The sequence below is a fragment of the Streptomyces sp. NRRL F-5727 genome, from assembly GCF_000719555.1.
GTDB lineage: Bacteria > Actinomycetota > Actinomycetes > Streptomycetales > Streptomycetaceae > Streptomyces.
Genome location: NZ_JOGX01000060.1, coordinates 1 through 17,405, shown reverse-complemented (window position 1 = coordinate 17,405; position 17,405 = coordinate 1). Strand labels below are relative to the sequence as shown.

Genomic DNA, 17,405 nt, shown 5'->3' with positions numbered 1-17,405 from the left:
CTACTGAACTGGCCTGGAGAGCTCCCGTTAACGCTGAACCAGCGGGCGCGTTCACACGATGGAAACTTCGAGCGAAGTGGCCTCCGCGCCTGCGAAAGGGCCCTGAGGACCCCCTCGGGAAGCCCTAAGACCTCCCTCCGGCGCCATCAGGGCCCTTTTCCTTGTGAAGAACTTCACGAAGCTTTCCCGACGGGGTGTCGCCGGGTGCCTCGATAGGTGCCCGCTATGCCACGGATAGGGCGATCCCATCGAGGATGTCGTGCTCGCTGACCACGACCTCGGCGGCTCCGACCCGCTCGACGATCTCCTGGAGGACGAGCGCGCCGGCCACGATGACGTCGACCCGGCCGGGGTGGATGACGGGGATCGCGGCCCGCTCGTCGTGGGTGGACGCGAGCAGCCGGGCGGTGACCTCGGCGACCTGGGCGGCGGAGATCCGGGAGTGGTGGACCTTCTCGGAGTCGTACTCCGGCAGCCCGAGGGCGATGGCGGCGACGGTGGTGACGGAGCCGGCCAGGCCGACGAGGGTCTCGGCGGCCCCGATCGGGACGGTCTCGGCGGCCAGGTCGAGGGCGGCGCGGACGTCGGCGCGGATGGCCTCGGCCTCCTCGGCCGTCGGCGGGTCGTGCCGGACGTGCCGCTCGGTGAGGCGGACGCAGCCGATGTCGACGGAGCGGGCGGCCTCGACGTGCCGGTTGCCGACCACGAACTCGGTGGAGCCGCCGCCGATGTCGACGACGAGGCGCCGGTCGTCGCCGTGCAGCTCGCCGGTGGCGCCGGTGAAGGAGAACTCGGCCTCCTGGTCGCCGGTGATGACCTCGGGCTCGACGCCGAGGATCGCGACGACCCCGTCGACGAACTCCTGCCGATTCTCGGCGTCGCGGGAGGCGGAGGTGGCGACGAAGCGGATCCGCTCGGCACCGAGCTCCCGGATGACGGCGGCGTACTCGCGGCAGGCGGCGAAGGTCCGCTCCAGCGCCTCGGGGGCGAGCCGGCCGGTCTTGTCGACGCCCTGGCCGAGCCGGACGATCGTCATCCGCCGGTCCAGCTCGACGAGCTCGCCGGTGTCCGGGTGGACGTCGGCGACGAGGAGGCGGATGGAGTTGGTGCCGCAGTCGATTCCGGCGACCCGGGTCACTTCGCGTCCCCCTCCTTCTCCGCGCACGGGTTCACGCAGGGGCCCTTGGCCCACCACTCGGGGAGCATCGCCAGGGCCTCGTCGCCGAACGGGTTGACGCCCGGGCCGGCGACGAGCGAGTGGCCGACGAGGACGTGCAGGCACTTCACGCGGTCGGGCATGCCGCCGGCGCTGGGGAAGCCCTCCAGGACCTCGATGGCGTCGCGGCGGGCGAGGTAGTCCTCGTGCGCGGCGCGGTAGGCGGCGGCCAGCTCCGGGTCGGTGGCGAGCCGGGCCTGCATCTCCTTCATGACCCCGTTGGCCTCCAGGGTGCCGATGGCCGAGGCCGCCCGGGGGCAGGTGAGGTAGTACGTGGTCGGGAAGGGGGTGCCGTCGGGCAGCCGGGGCGCGGTCTCGACGACGTCCGGGTTGCCGCAGGGGCAGCGGTGCGCGATGGCGCGCAGGCCGCGGGGCGGCCGGCCGAGCTGCGCCTCGAAGGCGGCGACGTCCGCCTCGGTGGGCTCGGTGCGTTCGGTCTGCGGAGGGGGCGTTTCCATCGTGGATCCTGAGTCGGGTCGGTCAGTGGCGGTCGGCGTTGTCGACGCCGTCCCAGAGGTTGTCGTACCAGGGGCGGTCGGCCGTGCCCTGGTCGGCGCGGGGGCGGTCGGCCGCCCCGGGGTCGTTCACGGTGAAGCCGGTCTCGCCGGGGAGCACGTAGTGGAGGTGTTCACGGGCGAGGCGGCGGATGTAGGCGGGGTCCTGGAGGCGGGCCTTCTCGTCCCGCAGCTCCTCGACCCGCCGGGCGGCCTCGGCGGCCCTGCGCTCCTGGTCGGCGATCTCGCCCTGCTGGGAGACGTAGCTCCGTATCGGGTAGGCGAGGGCGACGACGAGGGAGCAGACGACCAGGGCGAGGAAGGCGGCGCGGCCGGTGAGCCGGGAGCGCCGGGCCTGGCGCCGGGTCTGGGAACGGTAGACACGGGCGGCGGTCTGCTCGCCGATCAGCCTGATCCGGGTCGCGGTCGAGAACCGGTCCCGGTCCTTCACGGCCATGTCGTGTCGCCTCCCCTGATCACACGTGCGTCCCCGCACACGGTACGGGACCGGGTGCGGGGACGTACGGAAGCTGCCCTACGGGCCGGGTCTCAGCCCTTGAAGCGCGGGAAGGCGCTGCGGCCGGCGTAGACGGCGGCGTCGTCGAGGATCTCCTCGATGCGCAGCAGCTGGTTGTACTTGGCGACGCGCTCGGAGCGGGCCGGGGCGCCGGTCTTGATCTGGCCGCAGTTGGTGGCGACGGCGAGGTCGGCGATGGTGACGTCCTCGGTCTCGCCGGAGCGGTGGGACATCATGCACTTGAAGCCGTTGCGCTGGGCGAGCTCGACGGCGTCGAGGGTCTCGGTCAGCGAGCCGATCTGGTTGACCTTCACCAGGAGGGCGTTGGCGGACTTCTCCTCGATGCCGCGGGCGAGGCGCTCGGGGTTGGTGACGAAGAGGTCGTCGCCGACGAGCTGGACCTTGTCGCCGAGCTTCTCGGTGATGACGTTCCAGCCGGCCCAGTCGTCCTCGAACAGCGGGTCCTCGATGGAGACGAGCGGGTACGCGGAGACGAGCTCCTCGTAGTACTCGGTCATCTCGGCGGCGGAGCGCTCCTTGCCCTCGAAGAGGTACTTGCCGTCCTTGTAGAACTCGGAGGCGGCGACGTCCAGGGCGAGGGCGACGTCCTTGCCGGGCACGTAGCCGGCCTGCTTGATGGCCTCCAGGATGAGGTCGAGCGCCTCACGGTTGGAGCCGAGGTTCGGGGCGAAGCCGCCCTCGTCGCCGAGGCCGGTGGAGAGGCCCTTGGTCTTCAGGACGGACTTGAGGGTGTGGTAGACCTCGGTGCCCCAGCGGAGGGCCTCGGAGAAGGACTCCGCGCCGATCGGGGCGATCATGAACTCCTGGATGTCGACGTTGGAGTCGGCGTGCGACCCACCGTTGAGGATGTTCATCATCGGAACGGGCAGCAGGTGCGCGTTCGGGCCGCCGAGGTAGCGGAAGAGCGGGAGGTCGCTGGCCTCGGAGGCGGCGTGCGCGACGGCGAGGGAGACGCCGAGGATGGCGTTGGCGCCGAGCGACGACTTGTCCGGGGTGGCGTCCAGGTCGAACATGGCCTGGTCGATCAGGCGCTGCTCGGTGGCGTCGTAGCCGACGAGCTCCGGGCCGATCTGCTCGATGACGGCGAGGACGGCCTTCTCGACACCCTTGCCGAGGTAGCGGTTCTGGTCACCGTCGCGGAGCTCCAGGGCCTCGAACGCACCGGTGGAGGCACCGGACGGCACGGCAGCACGGCCGGTGCTGCCGTCGTCGAGGCCGACCTCGACCTCGACCGTGGGGTTGCCTCGGGAGTCCAGGATTTCCCGGGCTACGACGACGTCGATGGACGGCACGAGCATCTCCTTCTGGGATGTGACGCTAGGTGTGACGCATGGTCGCAAGGTCTCGTTCGCCTTGCGACAAGAGCCTAACCGGCTCCGGCCCTCCGGCCAGCCGACCGCCCGTCCCCTGGGACGAAAAAGGGCCCAAGAGCACGCATCCGAGGACGAAAGACCCGGGTTCTACTGGACGGTAACGCCGGAACCCCGGTCCGGAGCCACGGGGGAAGGGGCTCGGGACCGGGGTGGTCACCGCGGGAGGGTCGTCGGGTGCCGGTGAGCCGCCGGACTCACCGGTACCGCGGGCCTTACTTCAGGTGGAGCTGCTGGCCCGGGTAGATCAGGTCGGCGTCCTCGACGACGTCCTTGTTGAGCTCGAAGAGCTTCGCCCAGCCGCCCTCGACGCCCCGCGCCTCGGCGATCTTGCTGAGGGTGTCGCCGGCGACGACCTTGTACTCGCCGTCGCCCTTCTTGACCTTCTTGCCGGTCGGGGTGGTGACGGTCTTCTTGGCGGCGGCCTGCGGGGCGGCCTGGGTGGTGCGCTTCGGGGCCTGGCGCTGCTCGCTGCGGGTGGCGGGCTGCTCCGTGGAGCGCTCGGGGGCGCTCTGCTGCGGGGCGGCCTGCTGGGTGCTCTGCTGCGGAGCGGCCTCGGCGGAGCCGCCGTCGTAGGAGGCGGAGGAGAGGCCGACGCCGCAGCTCGGCCAGGCGCCCTTGCCCTGGCCCGCGAGGACCTTCTCGGCGATGGCGATCTGCTGCGACTTGCTGGCCTGGTCGGCGGTGGAGGCGTAGGCGGTGCCGCCGTACGCGGCCCAGGTGGAGGCCGAGAACTGGAGGCCGCCGTAGTAGCCGTTGCCCGTGTTGATGGACCAGTTGCCGCCGGACTCGCACTGGGCGACGCGGTCCCACTCGGAGGCGGTGGCGGCCGAGGCGGTGCCGGCGGCCATCAGCGGGGCGGCGACGGCCGCGCCGGTGACGCCGACGAGGGCGACGACGCGGGTGGCCTTGGAGGGACGACGACGCTTGCCCGTGCCGGAGAACAGCATGGAGTTTCCTCTTCACCGACGCCTGTGAGGTGAGCTGTCGGGTTCGGGCTTGAAGAGTTCGCCCGGCCGCGTGTCCTTGCACGCGGCTTCACCCCTAGCCGGTCCGTTCGGCCGTCAGTCTCAACGGCCGGGACCGGCGCAAACCTTGGGTCCCCCACTCCTGCCTGCGGCGCTTTCGCGACGACAGTTCCCGGCGGCCGACGGCAGGACTCGGCGTTTCGGTCGACGGGGCCCGCGGTGGCGAGCGGTGTCGACCGTAGACACACAGGTGCTCGAAGTTCAAAGGGCCTTACGACGGACAAATCGCCCTTACTTGCCTTCCGTCAGACCCCGTTTGCGCAGGTGAGAGCTGACGGAAGCAAAGTTTGCGGACGTGACACGCCAGTTGGGACGAAGAGACCCATGTCTCACTTTCCCAAAATCGGACATACAGCCCTGAAACGGCCTCACTTCTCCGCTGAAGGAACCGTCAGCTCAAGGCTCTGACCAGGGAGGATGAGATCCGGATCGGTGCCGACCGTCTGGCGGTTGGCGTCGTAGAGGGCGTCCCAGCCGCCGGGGAGGTCGTTCGCCTGAGCGATCTCCGACAGGCTGTCACCCGGCCGCACGGTGTAGTCGTCACTTGCGTCAGAGTTGACGGGGTTTGAGGTTACCTTGTCCGCCGCTGCGGCATGTCGACCGGATTCCACAGAGGTGTCCGTCTTGTCGGTTTCCTCCGGCGCCGCCTCGCCCCGGTGCTTGCCCGTCCCGGGTGTGGCCGACACCACGTCAGACCCGTCGGCGCCGGGGGCCACCGGGGTGGTGGGCGCCACGGGGGCCTGCGTGTCGCCCGGGGTCGTGACCGGGGCCTCCGGGGTGCCCGTGGAGGCGTCCGGGGTGCCCGGCGCGGTGGTCGCCGGAGGCGGCGTGACCGTGCCCGCGGGGGTGGTGGGCGCGGCGGGGGTGGTGACGGGCTTCGACGGCGTGCCGGGCGCGGCCGGGGCCGTGGTGGTCCCCGCGGTCCCCTCGGCCGTCTTCTCCGCCTTCTCGGGCCGCTCGGTGGCCGGCGCGGTCGTCCCGGCGGTCTCCTCCGCCTCCGGCCGGGCGTCGGCGACGGTCCCCGTGGACGTGCCGCCGGTCCAGTTCGACTCGGGCGCCACGCCGCCCTCCTCTTCCTCCTGGACCACGGGGCCCGGGTGGACGCCGGTCGCCTTGCCGTCGTTCTCCAGGCCGGCGATGGGGGCGCAGGTGGCCCAGTCGGTGCTGCCGGAGGCGAGCGCCTTCTCGGCGACGGTGATCTGCTGGGCCCGGCTGGCGAGGTCGGGGCTGGGGGCGTACGCGAGTCCGCCGTGCCGCTCCCACGCCTCCTGCGTCATCTGGAGGCCGCCGTAGGCGCCGTTGCCGAAGTTGGCGCTCCACTGGCCCCCGGACTCACAGGCGGCGACCCGGTCCCAGGTGGCCGCGTCGGCGGCGGAGGCGGAGCCGGTGGCGAGCAGCGGCAGCGCCAGGGCGGATCCGGTCACTCCCGCGGTGACGACGAGAGCGGGAGCCTGGCGGGGTCGACGGTGTCGTCCGTTTCCGGAAAGCATGTCGGGGCCTTTCGCGTGACGGCGGGTACGGCGGTGCGGCAGGTACGCCTGGGACGGCCGGGATCGGGCCGAACGTTGGCGCGAACGTAGCCGCATTCGAACGTCCGTCACAAGTCGATGGCTTCGCGATCACGCGAAGATCACATTTCTGACACGTCGTCACCTGCCGTGGCGGGGTGCGGAAGGGGTGAACTCCACCGGAAGCGTGCGCAATCCCCGCATGATGAGCCCGCCGCGCCACCGCAGTTCGTCCGGATCGGCGCCAAGTCGCAGGTCCGGCAGGCGGGTCAGCAGGGTGGCGAGCGCCGTCTGGCCCTCCAGCCGGGCGAGCGGCGCGCCCAGGCAGTAGTGGATGCCGTGCCCGTACCCGAGGTGCTGGTTGTCCCGGCGGGCGAGGTCGAGGGTGTCCGGCGCGCCGAAGCGGTCCGGGTCGCGGTCGGCCGCCGCGAGGACGACGAGGACCGGGTCCCCGGCCGGGATCGGCTGCCCGCCGATGGTGAGGCCGGTGGTCGCGTACCGCCAGGTCGCCAGCTCGACCGGCCCGTCGTACCGCAGCAGTTCCTCGATCCCGGTCTCCAGGAGTCCGGTCTCCCCGGCGGCGAGCGAGGACTGGAGGAGGGCCCGCTGCTCCGGGTTGCGCAGCAGGGCGTAGGTGCCGTTGCCGATCAGGTTGATGGTCGTCTCGAAGCCGGCGAAGAGGAGCACGAAGCACATGGCGACGGCCTCGGCCTCGGTGAGGTGGTCGCCGTGGTCGGAGGCGCGGATCAGCCCGGAGATGAGGTCGTCCCCGAGATCCTCCCGCTTGCGGTGGATGAGTTCGGCGAGGTACCCGCGGATCTTCTTCACCGACCGCGCGACCCCGCCCCGCGGTCCCCCGCCGTGCCGGATCATCATCCCGGCCCAGTCGCGGAAGTCGTCCTGGTCCTCGGCGGGCACGCCGAGCATGTCGCAGATGGCGTAGATCGGCAGCGGGAAGGCGAACTCGTGGATGAGGTCGGCGCTGCCCCGCTCGGCGAAGCCGTCGATCAGCCGGTCCGTCAGCTCCTGCACGCGTGGCGCGAAGGCGGCGACCCGGCGCGGGGTGAACGCCTTCGACACGAGCCGCCGCAGCCGGGTGTGGTCCGGCGGGTCGATGTTGAGGAGGTGGGTCATCAGACCGGCGCTGCGCTCGCCCGGGATGCCGGTCTTGCCCGGTTCGGCGTGGTGCACCGGGTTCTTGGAGAGCCGCTGGTCGGCGAGGGCCTGCCGGGCGTCCGCGTACCGGGTGACGAGCCATGCCTCGACGCCGCTGGGCAGGGTGGTCCGGTGCACCGGCGCGTGCTCCCGCAGCCAGGCGTACGCCGGGTAGGGATCGCTCGCGAACTCCCAGCTGAAGAGCGCCGGCACCGGCCCGTCACCGGCTCCGGAGACCGGGCAGGAGGCGGCGGCCCGGGCGGGGCTCGTACGGGGCTTTCCGGGCGTACCGGGCGTCGGGGCGGGTCCTTCACTCACGCCCCGACCGTACCGTCCGGGCCCCCGCGCCCCCGCGGCCGACCTGACGTGATCACCGCCCGGTGATCACGCCGTGACGGCCCGTGCCCTACATTTCCCGCGTGGACCTCCCCTTGCTCAGAAGCACGTTCGCGGTCGTCGAGAGACGGGCCGAACACGCCGTCACGTACTTCTACTCGCACCTCTTCTGGCGCAACCCCGGCGTGCGGGAGCTCTTCCCCGAGGACATGGCCCCGCAGCGCGACCGGCTGTTCGCCGCGCTCACCCACGTGGTGACCGACCTGGACGAGCCCGGGCTCCCCGACTACCTGGGGCGGCTCGGCCGCGACCACCGCAAGTTCCTCGCCACCCCCGCCCTCTACGCGGCGGTCGGCGAGAGCCTGCTCGCCGCCTTCGCGCACACCGCCGGCTCCGCGTGGACGATCGAGGCGGAGAAGGCGTGGTCGGAGGCGTACGGGCGGGTCGCCGAGATGATGCTGCGGGGCGCGGAGGAGTCCGCCGGGGCCGGGGAGCCCGCCTGGTGGGACGCGGACGTCGTCGGCCACGAGCGGCACGGCGACGACCTGGCCGTGCTGACCCTCCGCCCCCGCAGGCCGTTCCCCCATCTCCCCGGCCAGTACGCCGGCGTCAGCTCGCTCCGGGTCCCCCGCGTGTGGCGCACCTACTCGCTCGGCAACGCCCCCCGCCCGGACGGCACGCTCGACCTGCACGTGAGCCGGATCCGGGGCGGGGCGATGAGCACGGCCCTGGTGGACGACGTCCGCCCGGGCGAGACGCTGCGGCTGAGCGCGGCCGGCGGCGCGACGGTCCACCGCACGGCCCCCGGCGAGCTGCGCACCTATCTGTGCGCCGGTACGGGCTGGGCTACGGTGAAGGCCCTCCTGGAGGAGGCGGCCGGGGCGGACCCGGCGGCCGAGGGCCGGATCTTCATGGTGGCCCGCTCCCGCGAGTACCTGTACGGGCGGGAGGACCTGGACCGGCTGGCGGCCCGGCTGCCCGGCCTGAGCGTCACGTACATCACCTCGGCCCCCCGCCACCCCCGCGACCAGGCGACCGAGCGCCTGCTGACCGCGCTGCGGGCCTGCGGGCGCTGGCCGGACCACGACGTCTACCTGGCGGGCCCGCCCGGATTCGTCACCGAGGTCGCCGAGGTCCTGGAGGAGCTGGGCGCCGACCCGGCGCGCACCCGGTACGACGTCCTTCCGCCGGTCGGCCGGTTCACCGCCCGCCCGTCCTCCCGCGCCGAGTGGCTGCTCCAGCCGCCCGCGGTGCGCTGGCACGACCCGGCGGCCCGCGCCCCGCGCTAGGCGGATCCGAAAGGTCGGCGCCGGTCAGAGGCTCGCGAGCCGCCGGCGGGTGGTCTCCGGGGTGCGGGGCCGCCGGCCCTCGACCTCCGCCTTGAGGTCGGCGAGCGTCTGCGCGGCGAGTTCCCGGCGCCAGGCCAGCTCGCCCCGGCGCATGGCCCCCGAGACGGCGCAGGTCCTGCGGTAGTCGACGTCCGCGCGGCCGCCCGGTCCCTGCCGGAGGATCTCCTGGCAGCGGAAGGCGTCCTCGGTCCCCTCGATCGCGGTCACCACGTCGAGCACCGTGATCTCGCCCGGGTCGCGGGCCAGCCGGAAGCCGCCGCGCGGGCCGGTGCAGGAGCTGAGGATGCCGGCCCGGACCAGGGCCTGGAGCTGCTTGTTGAGATAGGCCGCGGGCAGCTCGTAGAAGGCCGCCAGCTGGGTCGCCTTGACCGCCGTCCCGTCCTCCACCCACGTCAGGTTGAGGCAGCTGTGGAGCGCCCACTCGACGCCCTCGCTCATCTGCATGTTCTGGATACTACCCATCCGAAACCCGCGGCGGCGGTCCGCCGGCCGCGGGCCCTCACAGCCCTTCGGCCGCCCGGATCGCGTCCCGGTACGCCCGGGCCGCCGCCCGCAGCGCCGCCTCCGGGTCGACGCCTTCGGCCTCCGCGCGGGCCGCGAGGGCCAGCAGCTCGTCACCGATGCCGGCGCCCGCCGGGAGCGGCACGTCGAGGCCGGCCGTGCGGACCCGGCTCGCGAGCTTGGCGGCGAGCGCCAGCCCCGGCTGCCCGACCGGCACCCCGTCGGTCACCGACTCCCGGCCCTTCTCGACGGCCTTGGCGGCCAGCCAGTGGGCGCGGACGTCCTCGGGGGTCTCGGCGGTCTCGTCGCCGAAGATGTGCGGATGGCGCTGGATCAGCTTCTCGACGAGGGTGCCGGCCACGTCGTCGACGGAGAACGGCTCCTCCGCGTCCTCCTCGGCGATCCGCGCGTGGAAGACGACCTGCAGGAGGACGTCCCCGAGCTCCTCGCGCAGCTCGTGCCGGTCGCCGGCCTCGATCGCCTCGACCAGTTCGTACGCCTCCTCGATGGCGTACTTGGCGAGGCCCTGGTGCGTCTGGAGCGAGGACCAGGGGCACCGGCGCCGGATGACGTCCATGACCTGGACGAGGTCGAGGAGGCGGGCGCCGGGCAGGTCGTACGAGCCGGGCAGCAGCTCCAGGTCGGGCATGGCGACCCGGCCGGAGCCGGCCAGCCGGGCGAGCCCGTCGGTGAGGCCCCGGTCGCCCTCGCCCGAGGGCAGGACCAGGACGGTACGGCCGCCGGCGCAGGCGGCGACCAGCTCCTCCGCGGTGGGGCGGAGGTGCTCGACGGCGACGCCCGCCTCCCGCAGGTAGGGCAGCTGGGGGTGGTGCTCGTCGGGGCAGAGGACCCGGTCGGCGCCGCGCAGCGCCTCCCAGGCGGGCCAGGACAGCAGTCCGGGCGCCACCCGGTGGCTGGCGGTGAGCAGGACGACGCGGCCGGGGTTCTCGGAAGTCACCCTTCGAACCTACCCCGGGAGCGGGGTCAGCCCGGAAGCTGCTCGGCTCCGGCGGCGCCCTGTCCCCGGGTGACCTGGACCAGCCAGGGGGCGGTGTCGGCGCCGGTGTCGAGCTGGACCTTGGTGTCGTCCCAGGCGCCGTAGCGGGGGTTCACGTCGATGTCGAGGGACTTCGACGCGGCGGCGAACAGTTCCTGGAGCTTCTGCTGGCCCTCGGGGGTCTCGGTGATCCCCAGCTTCTCGATGATCTTCGTCATGAGGACGTTGCGCCGGACGACGTCGCCGACCTGGCCGGGGGCGACGCCCTGCTGCTGGAGCAGGACGGCCTCCAGGCCCTCCACGCCGCCGTTCTCGCGGACGAACGCCGCGCGGGTCTCCTGGAGTTCGGCGCGGCTGACGGTGACGCCCTGGTCGGCGGCGACCTTGCCGAGGATCCGGTCGAAGATCATGCCGTTGAGCTTCTGCCGGCCGAGGTCGCCGGTGGCGGCGATCAGCTGGGCGGACTGCGGGGACGCCGCCTGGGCGTCCCGGGCCGCCTTCACCTCGGCCTGGAGGCTGGAGACGTCGATCCGCTCACCCCCGACGACGGCCGCCGCCCCTGGATGGGCCTCGCCGCCGCACGCGGTGAGCAGCGGGGCCGCGGCGAGGAGCGCGGCGGAGAGGGCAAGCGCGGTGCGGCGGCGTGCGGGGCTGTCGTGGCGGCGGTCGCGGCGGTGCAAAGGAGCCTCCCGGGCTGGTCGTGCGTCAGTTGGACGACCTTGCGGTGATCGATGGTAGGGAGTCGCCGAGGCCGTAGCCACTCCTTCGCAGCGACAACTTGCGCGTCACCGTGGAACGGGGGTCACTTCCGGACGACCGTCTCCCACAACGAGGCACCCGCCGCCCGGGTGTCGGCCCGGGCGGCCTCCTTCTCGCGGCCCGCGTGCGTCTCGGCCACCAGGTAGTGCGGCCTGCGCTTCACCTCGTAGTAGATGCGGCCGACGTATTCGCCGATCAGCCCGACCATGACCATCTGGACGCCGGCGAGGGCGGTGACGGCGACCAGGAGCGTGACGTAGCCGGGCGTGTCGACGCCGTGGGCGAGGGCGTCGACGACGATCCAGCCCGCGTAGGCGAGGGCGAGCGAGACCAGCAGCAGGCCGAGGTAGACGGCGGCGCGCAGCGGCTTGTTGTTGAAGGAGAGCAGGCCGTCGAGGCCGTAGTTGAGGAGCTTGCCGAAGGTCCACTTGGACCGGCCCTCCTCGCGCACCGCGTTCTCGTAGGCGAAGGTCGTGGTCCGGAAACCGACCCAGGAGAACAGCCCCTTCGAGAAGCGGTTGTACTCCCCGAGGCCGAGGATCGCGTCGACCGTGCGCCGCGACAGCAGCCGGAAGTCGCCGACCCCGTCGACGAGTTCGACGTCGACGAGCCGGTTGATCGCCCAGTAGTAGACGCGGGCGGTGAGGGTGCGGGTGACCCGGTCGCCCTCGCGGGTGCGGCGGGCGACGACCTGGTCGTACCCCTCGGCGTGCAGCGCGACCATCCGGTGCACCAGCTCCGGCGGGTGCTGGAGGTCCGCGTCCATGAGGACGACGGCGTCGCCGGCCGCGTGCCGGAGGCCGGCCAGCATGGCGGCCTCCTTGCCGAAGTTGCGGCTGAAGGAGACGAAGCGGACCCGGGCGGGGTCGGCGGCGGCGAGGTCCCGCAGGAGCGGGAGGGTCCGGTCGCGGCTTCCGTCGTCCACGTAGACGATCTCGAAGTCGCCCTCCAGGGCGTCGAGTTCCTTCGTCACATGGGAGTGGAAGCGGGCGAGGACGTCCTCCTCGTTGAAGCAGGGGACGACGAGAGAGAGCAGCACATCCGACACCCAAAGGCAGGCCGGTGACCCGCCCGCCCCGCCGGGGTGACGCCGAGAAGACCATTGCGTGAACTGCCCCGCGGCGGCCGTCCACCACCGCTCCGGCGCTGCGATATTCGACCCGCCATGCGAACTGCCCTGCGAACCGACCCGCGAACCGTCCGGCGCGGCACGACCCCCGGGACCCCCGCCGCCCCGCGCCGCGCCACGGCCGCCGCCTCCGCCCTGGCCGCGCTGCTCGCCGCCGTCGCCGTCTGCGCCGGGGACGCGGCGGCCCGCGTCTTCCCCTTCGGCCCGCGCCACCGGTCGGTGAACGACCTGGCGAACCAGTTCGTCCCCTTCCACGCCCACCTGGGGGACCTGCTGCACGGCCGCGCCGACGGCGGCCTCCTGCTGAACTGGCAGGCGGGCTGGGGCACGAGCTTCCTCCCCGACCTCGGCACCTACCTGTCGAGCCCGCTGGCACCCCTCGTCGCGCTCGCCCCGCGCGCGGACATCGAGTACGCCCTCTACGCCCTCACCGTCCTGAAGACGGCCCTCGCGGCGGCCGCGACCGCGTTTCTGCTGCGCCGGCTCTCGACGGTCCCCGCCTGGTGGTGGCCGGCCGTGCTCGGCGCCGGGTACGCCCTGTGCGGCTGGTCGGTGGTGGAGGGCGCGTACAACCCGATGTGGCTGGACGGGCTGATCGCCTTCCCGCTGCTGTGCCTGGTGGCGGAGTGGGCCCGCGAGGGCGGCCGCCCCCTGCTGTCGGTGCTGACGGTGGCGGTCTGCTGGACGGCGAACTTCTACACCGCCTACATGGCGACGCTCGGCGCGGCCCTCTTCCTCCTCGCCCGCCTGGCGACCACCGGCCCCTGCCGCCCGCGCGCGCTGCCGCGGGCCGCCGTCTCCACGGTGCTCGGCGTCGGCCTCGCCGCGCCCCTGCTCGTCCCCGTCCTGCTGTCCACCCGGCAGGCGCACCCGGGTGTCGTCCGGGACTTCGAGGCGGCGGGCGCGGCCGACGTGCTGGCCCGGCTGCTGCCGGGGACGTACGGCTTCGCCACCCCGGCCGCGTTCGTCGCCGCCCCGGTGCTGCTGCTGGCGGCGACCCTCGCCTTCCGGCGGGACGTGCCGGGCCGGGAGCGGTGGGTGTGGACCGGCCTCGTCCTCGCCGTCGCCCTGTCCTTCCAGTGGGGCCCGACGCACCTGGTGTGGCACCTCTTCGCCACCCCCAACGGCAGCCCGTACCGCCAGACGTTCGTCCTCTCCGGACTGCTCGTCGTCGCCGCCCACACCGGTCTCGCCCACGGCCTGCCCGGCCGGCGGGCCCTCGCCGGGGGCGGCGCCGTGGTGCTCGCGCTGACCGCCGGCGCCCTCCCCAGCGACCTCGCCACCCGGCCCGCGCTGCTCCTCGCCGCCGCCGGGCTCGCCGCCGTGGCGGGCGCCCTCGCGCTCCCCCGCCGCCCCCGGTACGCCCTCCTCGCCGCGCTGCTCGTCACCGGTGCGCTGCTCGGCCAGGCCGCCGCGACGACCGCGTACGCGGACCGCCGGCGCCTCGCCCACCTCGACGACCACCCGCCGTACGGTCCGGAGCAGGAGCGCCGGGCGGCGGCCCTCGCGGCGGCCGACGGCTGGCCCGCGTACCGCACCGACTCCGGCCTCCCCCGCGTCGCCGGCAACGACCCGCTGCTCCTCGGCGGCCAGGGGGCCGCCTTCTACAGCAGCCACACCCCCGCCGTCCTCACCCGACTGGTCACCGCCCTCGGCGGCGGCTGGACCTCGCGCGGCCGGAACCTCCAGAGCCTCGACAACCCGGTGACGGACGCCCTGTTCGCGGTCGGCGCCCGGTGGCGGGACGGCGGGGTCGTCCGTACGGCGACGACGCTGCCGCTCGTGACGGCACGGCCGCCGGGGCCCGCGCCCGCCCTCGGCCCGTCCCCCTTCCGCAACCAGGAACTCCTCCTGGGCGCCCGGGTGTACACCGCCCCGGCCGCCGCCGGTGCCTGCCCGGTCGGCACGGAGGTCTTCCTCTGGGCCCCGGAGCGCACGGGCGAGGCCCGGCTCGGCGCCGGCACCCCGGTGCGGCTCCTCGGCGGCGGCCCCCGGCGGCGGGCCGCGATGGCCTCCCTGGGCGTCCAGACCGCCCCCGGCGTCCGCCCCGAGGTCCCGGCCGGGCGGGGCCCGGCGGAGGTCGGCTGCCTGGACCGGGCGCGGCTGCGGACCGCCGTCGACGCGCTGCGGGCCTCGGCGGCGGTCGCCGTCACGCCCACGCCGACGGGCCTCACGGCCCGTTTCCCGCACCCCGTGACCGGCACGGCGGTGGTCGCCGCTCCCGCGATCCCCGGCTGGAGCTGCGGGGGCCGGACGGTGGAGCCGTACGCCGGTCTCCTCGCCGTCCCGGTCACCGGCGCGACCTCCCTGAGCTGCGCCTTCCGGCCACCCGGGCTGCTGCCCGGGCTGGCGGTGGCGGGGGCGTCGGTGGTGGCGGTGGGCCTGCTGTCGCTGGTCCGGCGGGGTCAGCGGCGGCGGGCCCTGCGGACCAGCAGCACTCCGGCGGCCGCGGAGAGCGCGGCGAGCGCGGCGGCTCCGTAGGCGGGCAGACCGGGGCCGCTCTCGGCCAGCTCCTCGCCGTCGCCGTAGCCGCCGGGCTCGGTGGCGGTCGGCTCCGGGGCGGGCTCGGTGGTCGGTTCGTCCGTCGGTTCGTCGGTCGGCTCGTCCGTCGGCTCGTCGGTCGGCTCTTCGGTCGGTTCGTCGGTCGGCTCGGTGGTCGGCTCGTCCGTGGGCTCGTCCGTGGGCTCGACGGTCGGTTCCGTGGTCGACGGTTCCGGGTCCGGCTCCGTCGTGGACGGGTTGGGGGCGGGGGTGGGCGAGGTGTCGCCCTCGCAGCTCAGGTCGGCCGCGAAGGGGAAGTAGTGGATCTCCCCGGCGTTGACGTCGGCGGCGCGCGTGGCCTCCAGCGGTCCGGCCGTGAGGGCCTTGGCGACGACGTCGCCCTCGATGTTGGCGGGGTCGAGGTCGGTGACGTGGGCGCGGGGGGCGTAGACCGTGCCCTCGACCGAGTCGCCGGTGGCGATCGTGAGCGCCGTCGCGTCGGAGAAGTTCCACAGGATGTACGGCGCGTCCGCGCCGCTGACCCCCGCCGTGTTGGGGACGTCCCAGGTGAAGACGGAGCCGCTCGCGCTGGTGTCGACGTCGATGACGAGGGGACCGTCGGCGGTCGGGCGGTCGAGGAAGGTCAGCTCGGACAGCGCGTTCAGCTCCTCGCCGGTCAGGCGCAGGACGTTGGTGCGGGTGCCGTCCAGGCGGATGCGGCCCGGGTCCTCGACCTCGACGGTGGCGGCGCAGGAGGCGAGCGCGTCGGCGCGGTCCCGGTAGGCGGCGAAGAGGCCGGTGAAGTCCATGAGGCCGGGGTGGGGGCCGACGGAGAGGGCCGGCTGTTCGACGGTGAGCTCGATGCGCGGGGTGGCGTTGTGGCCCTGCCCCGCGGCGACGACCTGGGTCTTCACGGTGGCGTTGTTGCCGTCCCTGGTGACGACGTCGCTGCCGGTGAGGTCGCCGACCTTCACGTAGCCGTTCTGGAGCACCTTGAGGACGCCGACCGGGCTGGCGGCGCCGTAGTCGATCCGGCCGCCGACGAGGAGCGCGGTGGGCCGCGCGTCGCCGTCGGCCTTGAAGCTGCCGGGGGTGTGCAGGGAGACGTTGTACCCGGCGCCGTAGGAGAGGTCGCCGCCGATCGCGACGGGCCCCTCGGACTCGGTGGAGCCGAGGAGCGCGTCGGTCTCGACGACGACGCCGAAGCCGTTGTTGCCGGCGACGGGGTTGCCGACGTCGACGGTCGCGGCGGCGGCGGGGCGGACTCCCGTGGCCAGCGTGGCGGCGACGGTGCAGGCGGCGATCCCGAGGAACGGGTACGGCTTCTTCATATGAGCAGACTGCGCCGGACCCGCGACCGTCCCCCGGTGACACGCCCGCGCCTGCCGTCGAATGCAGTAGCCGAACGCCGGCCCCGCCCGGATCAGGGGCGCGCGTACGGCACCGTCATGATCTCCATGTTGTGGCCGTCCGGGTCGTCGAAGTACGCGCCCCGGCCGCCGAAGAGGCTGTTCACCTCGTGCGGGCGGGTGTGGCCCGGGTCCGCGAAGTAGGTGACCCCGGCCGCCTCTAGGCGGTCGATCATCGGGTCGAAGTCCTCCTCCCGGACGAGGAAGGCGTAGTGCTGGCTCTGAATGGGCCCTTCGGGCGCCTGGTAGAAGTCGAGCGTCACGCCGTTGGCGAGGTCGACGGGGAGGAAGGGGCCGAAGGGGGCGCCCACCTCCAGGCCGAGGACGCCGGCGAGGAAACGGGCGGAGGCGGAGCGGTCGGAGGAGTGGATGACGGTGTGGTTGAGCTGGACGGAAGGAAGTGTCACGGTTCCGACCGTACGTGATCCTCCCCGCCCCCGACCATCGCATATCGGCCGAAACTGTCAGGCGTGGCGCCCCAGTTGGCGCTGGTGCTCCAGGGCTCGCCGCAGCTCCGCCGCCGGCGGGTGGTAGGGGCCGTACAGCCGCTCGGTGTCGAGGAGGAGGCGGTGCAGCTCCGCCTGGCCCTCCTCGTGCTGTCCGGTCGCGACCAGCAGCAGGCCGGTGCGGCGCCGGACGTCGAAGGCGCGTCCGGGGTCCTGGGCGGGGCCCTGCTCGAAGGCGGGGAGGACGGCGCGGAAGGCGGCGAGGGCGTCGGCGGTCTCGCCGAGCTGCTCCAGGCAGAGCGCGATGTCGTAGCGGAACTGGGCGTTGCCCGGGTCGTCGGCGGAGAGCCGGCGCAGCTCGGGCAGGGCGCGCCGGTACTGCCCGTCGTCGAGGAGGGTGGAGGCGTACTGCTTGCGCAGGATCCGGACGACCGGGGACGCCTCGCCGTGTTCCGCGGCGGCGGCCGGGAGGATCCCGCCGAGCAGGTCGACGGCCTGGGTCAGGGCGCCCTCGCCGAGGAGCCGCTTCACCTCCTCGACCGTGCCGGCCACGTCCGCGCCCCGGGGGGCGGGGGCGTGGCCGGGGGCCGGGGGCTGGGCGGGGACGGGGATCCGGGGGTCCGTGACGGCCGGACGGGCGGGCGCGGCCGGGGCCGGGACCGCCGGGCGGGGTGCGGCGGGCCAGGGGG

Annotated in this window: 16 protein-coding genes and 1 riboswitch; of the genes, 2 read left to right on the top strand and 14 right to left on the bottom strand. The window is 73.9% G+C overall.

The annotated features are described in order from the left end of the window. Positions 1 to 223: 223 nt before the first annotated feature. The 7 genes from IF73_RS0130115 to IF73_RS0130085 all read right to left on the bottom strand — a co-directional run bounded on the left by IF73_RS0130115 (position 224) and on the right by IF73_RS0130085 (position 7,627). Entirely contained in the window at positions 224 to 1,138 is a 915-nt protein-coding gene (locus IF73_RS0130115) for a Ppx/GppA phosphatase family protein (RefSeq protein WP_031013626.1), read from the bottom strand. Next, positions 1,135 to 1,674: a DUF501 domain-containing protein gene (locus IF73_RS0130110; protein ID WP_031013624.1), complete on the bottom strand. Its 540-nt coding sequence runs from the start codon at positions 1,672 to 1,674 to the stop codon at positions 1,135 to 1,137. Before IF73_RS0130110 ends, IF73_RS0130115 begins: the two co-directional genes overlap by 4 nt. 22 nt (positions 1,675 to 1,696) lie before the next feature. Next, on the bottom strand, positions 1,697 to 2,167 hold the full coding sequence (locus tag IF73_RS0130105) for an FtsB family cell division protein (protein ID WP_031013623.1): 471 nt from the start codon (positions 2,165 to 2,167) through the stop codon (positions 1,697 to 1,699). 92 nt (positions 2,168 to 2,259) lie between these two features. Continuing rightward, positions 2,260 to 3,546: a phosphopyruvate hydratase gene (gene eno, locus IF73_RS0130100; protein ID WP_031013622.1), complete on the bottom strand. Its 1,287-nt coding sequence runs from the start codon at positions 3,544 to 3,546 to the stop codon at positions 2,260 to 2,262. 287 nt (positions 3,547 to 3,833) lie between these two features. After that, complete coding sequence (locus IF73_RS0130095) at positions 3,834 to 4,568, bottom strand: transglycosylase family protein (RefSeq protein ID WP_031013620.1); 735 nt, start codon at positions 4,566 to 4,568, stop codon at positions 3,834 to 3,836. Between the two features lie 4 nt (positions 4,569 to 4,572). Beyond that, positions 4,573 to 4,750: riboswitch (cyclic di-AMP (ydaO/yuaA leader) on the bottom strand. Positions 4,751 to 5,014: 264 nt separating this feature from the next. Further along, positions 5,015 to 6,070, bottom strand: a complete 1,056-nt coding sequence (locus tag IF73_RS0130090) for a transglycosylase family protein (RefSeq protein WP_324616113.1) — start codon at positions 6,068 to 6,070, stop codon at positions 5,015 to 5,017. A gap of 225 nt (positions 6,071 to 6,295) precedes the next feature. Then, positions 6,296 to 7,627 carry a cytochrome P450 family protein gene (locus IF73_RS0130085; RefSeq protein ID WP_078868333.1) on the bottom strand — a complete coding sequence of 444 codons (1,332 nt, stop codon included), beginning with the start codon at positions 7,625 to 7,627 and terminating at the stop codon, positions 6,296 to 6,298. A gap of 101 nt (positions 7,628 to 7,728) precedes the next feature. Here IF73_RS0130085 and IF73_RS38145 point away from each other — a divergent pair, with 101 nt between their 5' ends. Further along, a complete protein-coding gene (locus IF73_RS38145) occupies positions 7,729 to 8,934 on the top strand; it encodes a globin domain-containing protein (protein WP_031013616.1) in 1,206 nt (401 codons plus the stop codon). A 24-nt stretch (positions 8,935 to 8,958) separates the two neighbouring features. Here the strand turns inward: IF73_RS38145 and IF73_RS0130075 are convergent, their stop codons facing one another. From IF73_RS0130075 to IF73_RS0130060, 4 genes are all read right to left on the bottom strand, one after another. Next, positions 8,959 to 9,438 carry an RrF2 family transcriptional regulator gene (locus IF73_RS0130075; protein ID WP_234338387.1) on the bottom strand — a complete coding sequence of 160 codons (480 nt, stop codon included), beginning with the start codon at positions 9,436 to 9,438 and terminating at the stop codon, positions 8,959 to 8,961. A 55-nt stretch (positions 9,439 to 9,493) separates the two neighbouring features. Next, on the bottom strand, positions 9,494 to 10,453 hold the full coding sequence (locus tag IF73_RS0130070) for a nucleoside triphosphate pyrophosphohydrolase (protein ID WP_031013613.1): 960 nt from the start codon (positions 10,451 to 10,453) through the stop codon (positions 9,494 to 9,496). A 26-nt stretch (positions 10,454 to 10,479) separates the two neighbouring features. After that, positions 10,480 to 11,172, bottom strand: a complete 693-nt coding sequence (locus IF73_RS0130065) for a SurA N-terminal domain-containing protein (protein WP_051717455.1) — start codon at positions 11,170 to 11,172, stop codon at positions 10,480 to 10,482. A 122-nt stretch (positions 11,173 to 11,294) separates the two neighbouring features. Beyond that, a complete protein-coding gene (locus tag IF73_RS0130060) occupies positions 11,295 to 12,290 on the bottom strand; it encodes a glycosyltransferase family 2 protein (RefSeq protein ID WP_031013609.1) in 996 nt (331 codons plus the stop codon). A 126-nt stretch (positions 12,291 to 12,416) separates the two neighbouring features. Between IF73_RS0130060 and IF73_RS0130055 the strand changes: the two genes are divergently transcribed. Continuing rightward, positions 12,417 to 14,861, top strand: coding sequence for a YfhO family protein (locus IF73_RS0130055; protein WP_078868332.1), 2,445 nt, complete (start codon positions 12,417 to 12,419; stop codon positions 14,859 to 14,861). Here IF73_RS0130055 and IF73_RS0130050 read toward each other — a convergent pair. The 3 genes from IF73_RS0130050 to IF73_RS0130040 form a co-directional block, all read right to left on the bottom strand. Continuing rightward, entirely contained in the window at positions 14,786 to 16,192 is a 1,407-nt protein-coding gene (locus tag IF73_RS0130050) for a collagen-binding domain-containing protein (RefSeq protein WP_078868331.1), read from the bottom strand. The two genes, IF73_RS0130055 and IF73_RS0130050, sit on opposite strands and share 76 nt — an antisense overlap. 92 nt (positions 16,193 to 16,284) lie before the next feature. Further along, positions 16,285 to 16,677: a VOC family protein gene (locus IF73_RS0130045; RefSeq protein WP_031013605.1), complete on the bottom strand. Its 393-nt coding sequence runs from the start codon at positions 16,675 to 16,677 to the stop codon at positions 16,285 to 16,287. A 57-nt stretch (positions 16,678 to 16,734) separates the two neighbouring features. Then, positions 16,735 to 17,405 (bottom strand): tetratricopeptide repeat protein (locus tag IF73_RS0130040; RefSeq protein ID WP_031013603.1); only part of this gene is annotated, 671 nt, incomplete at its 5' end.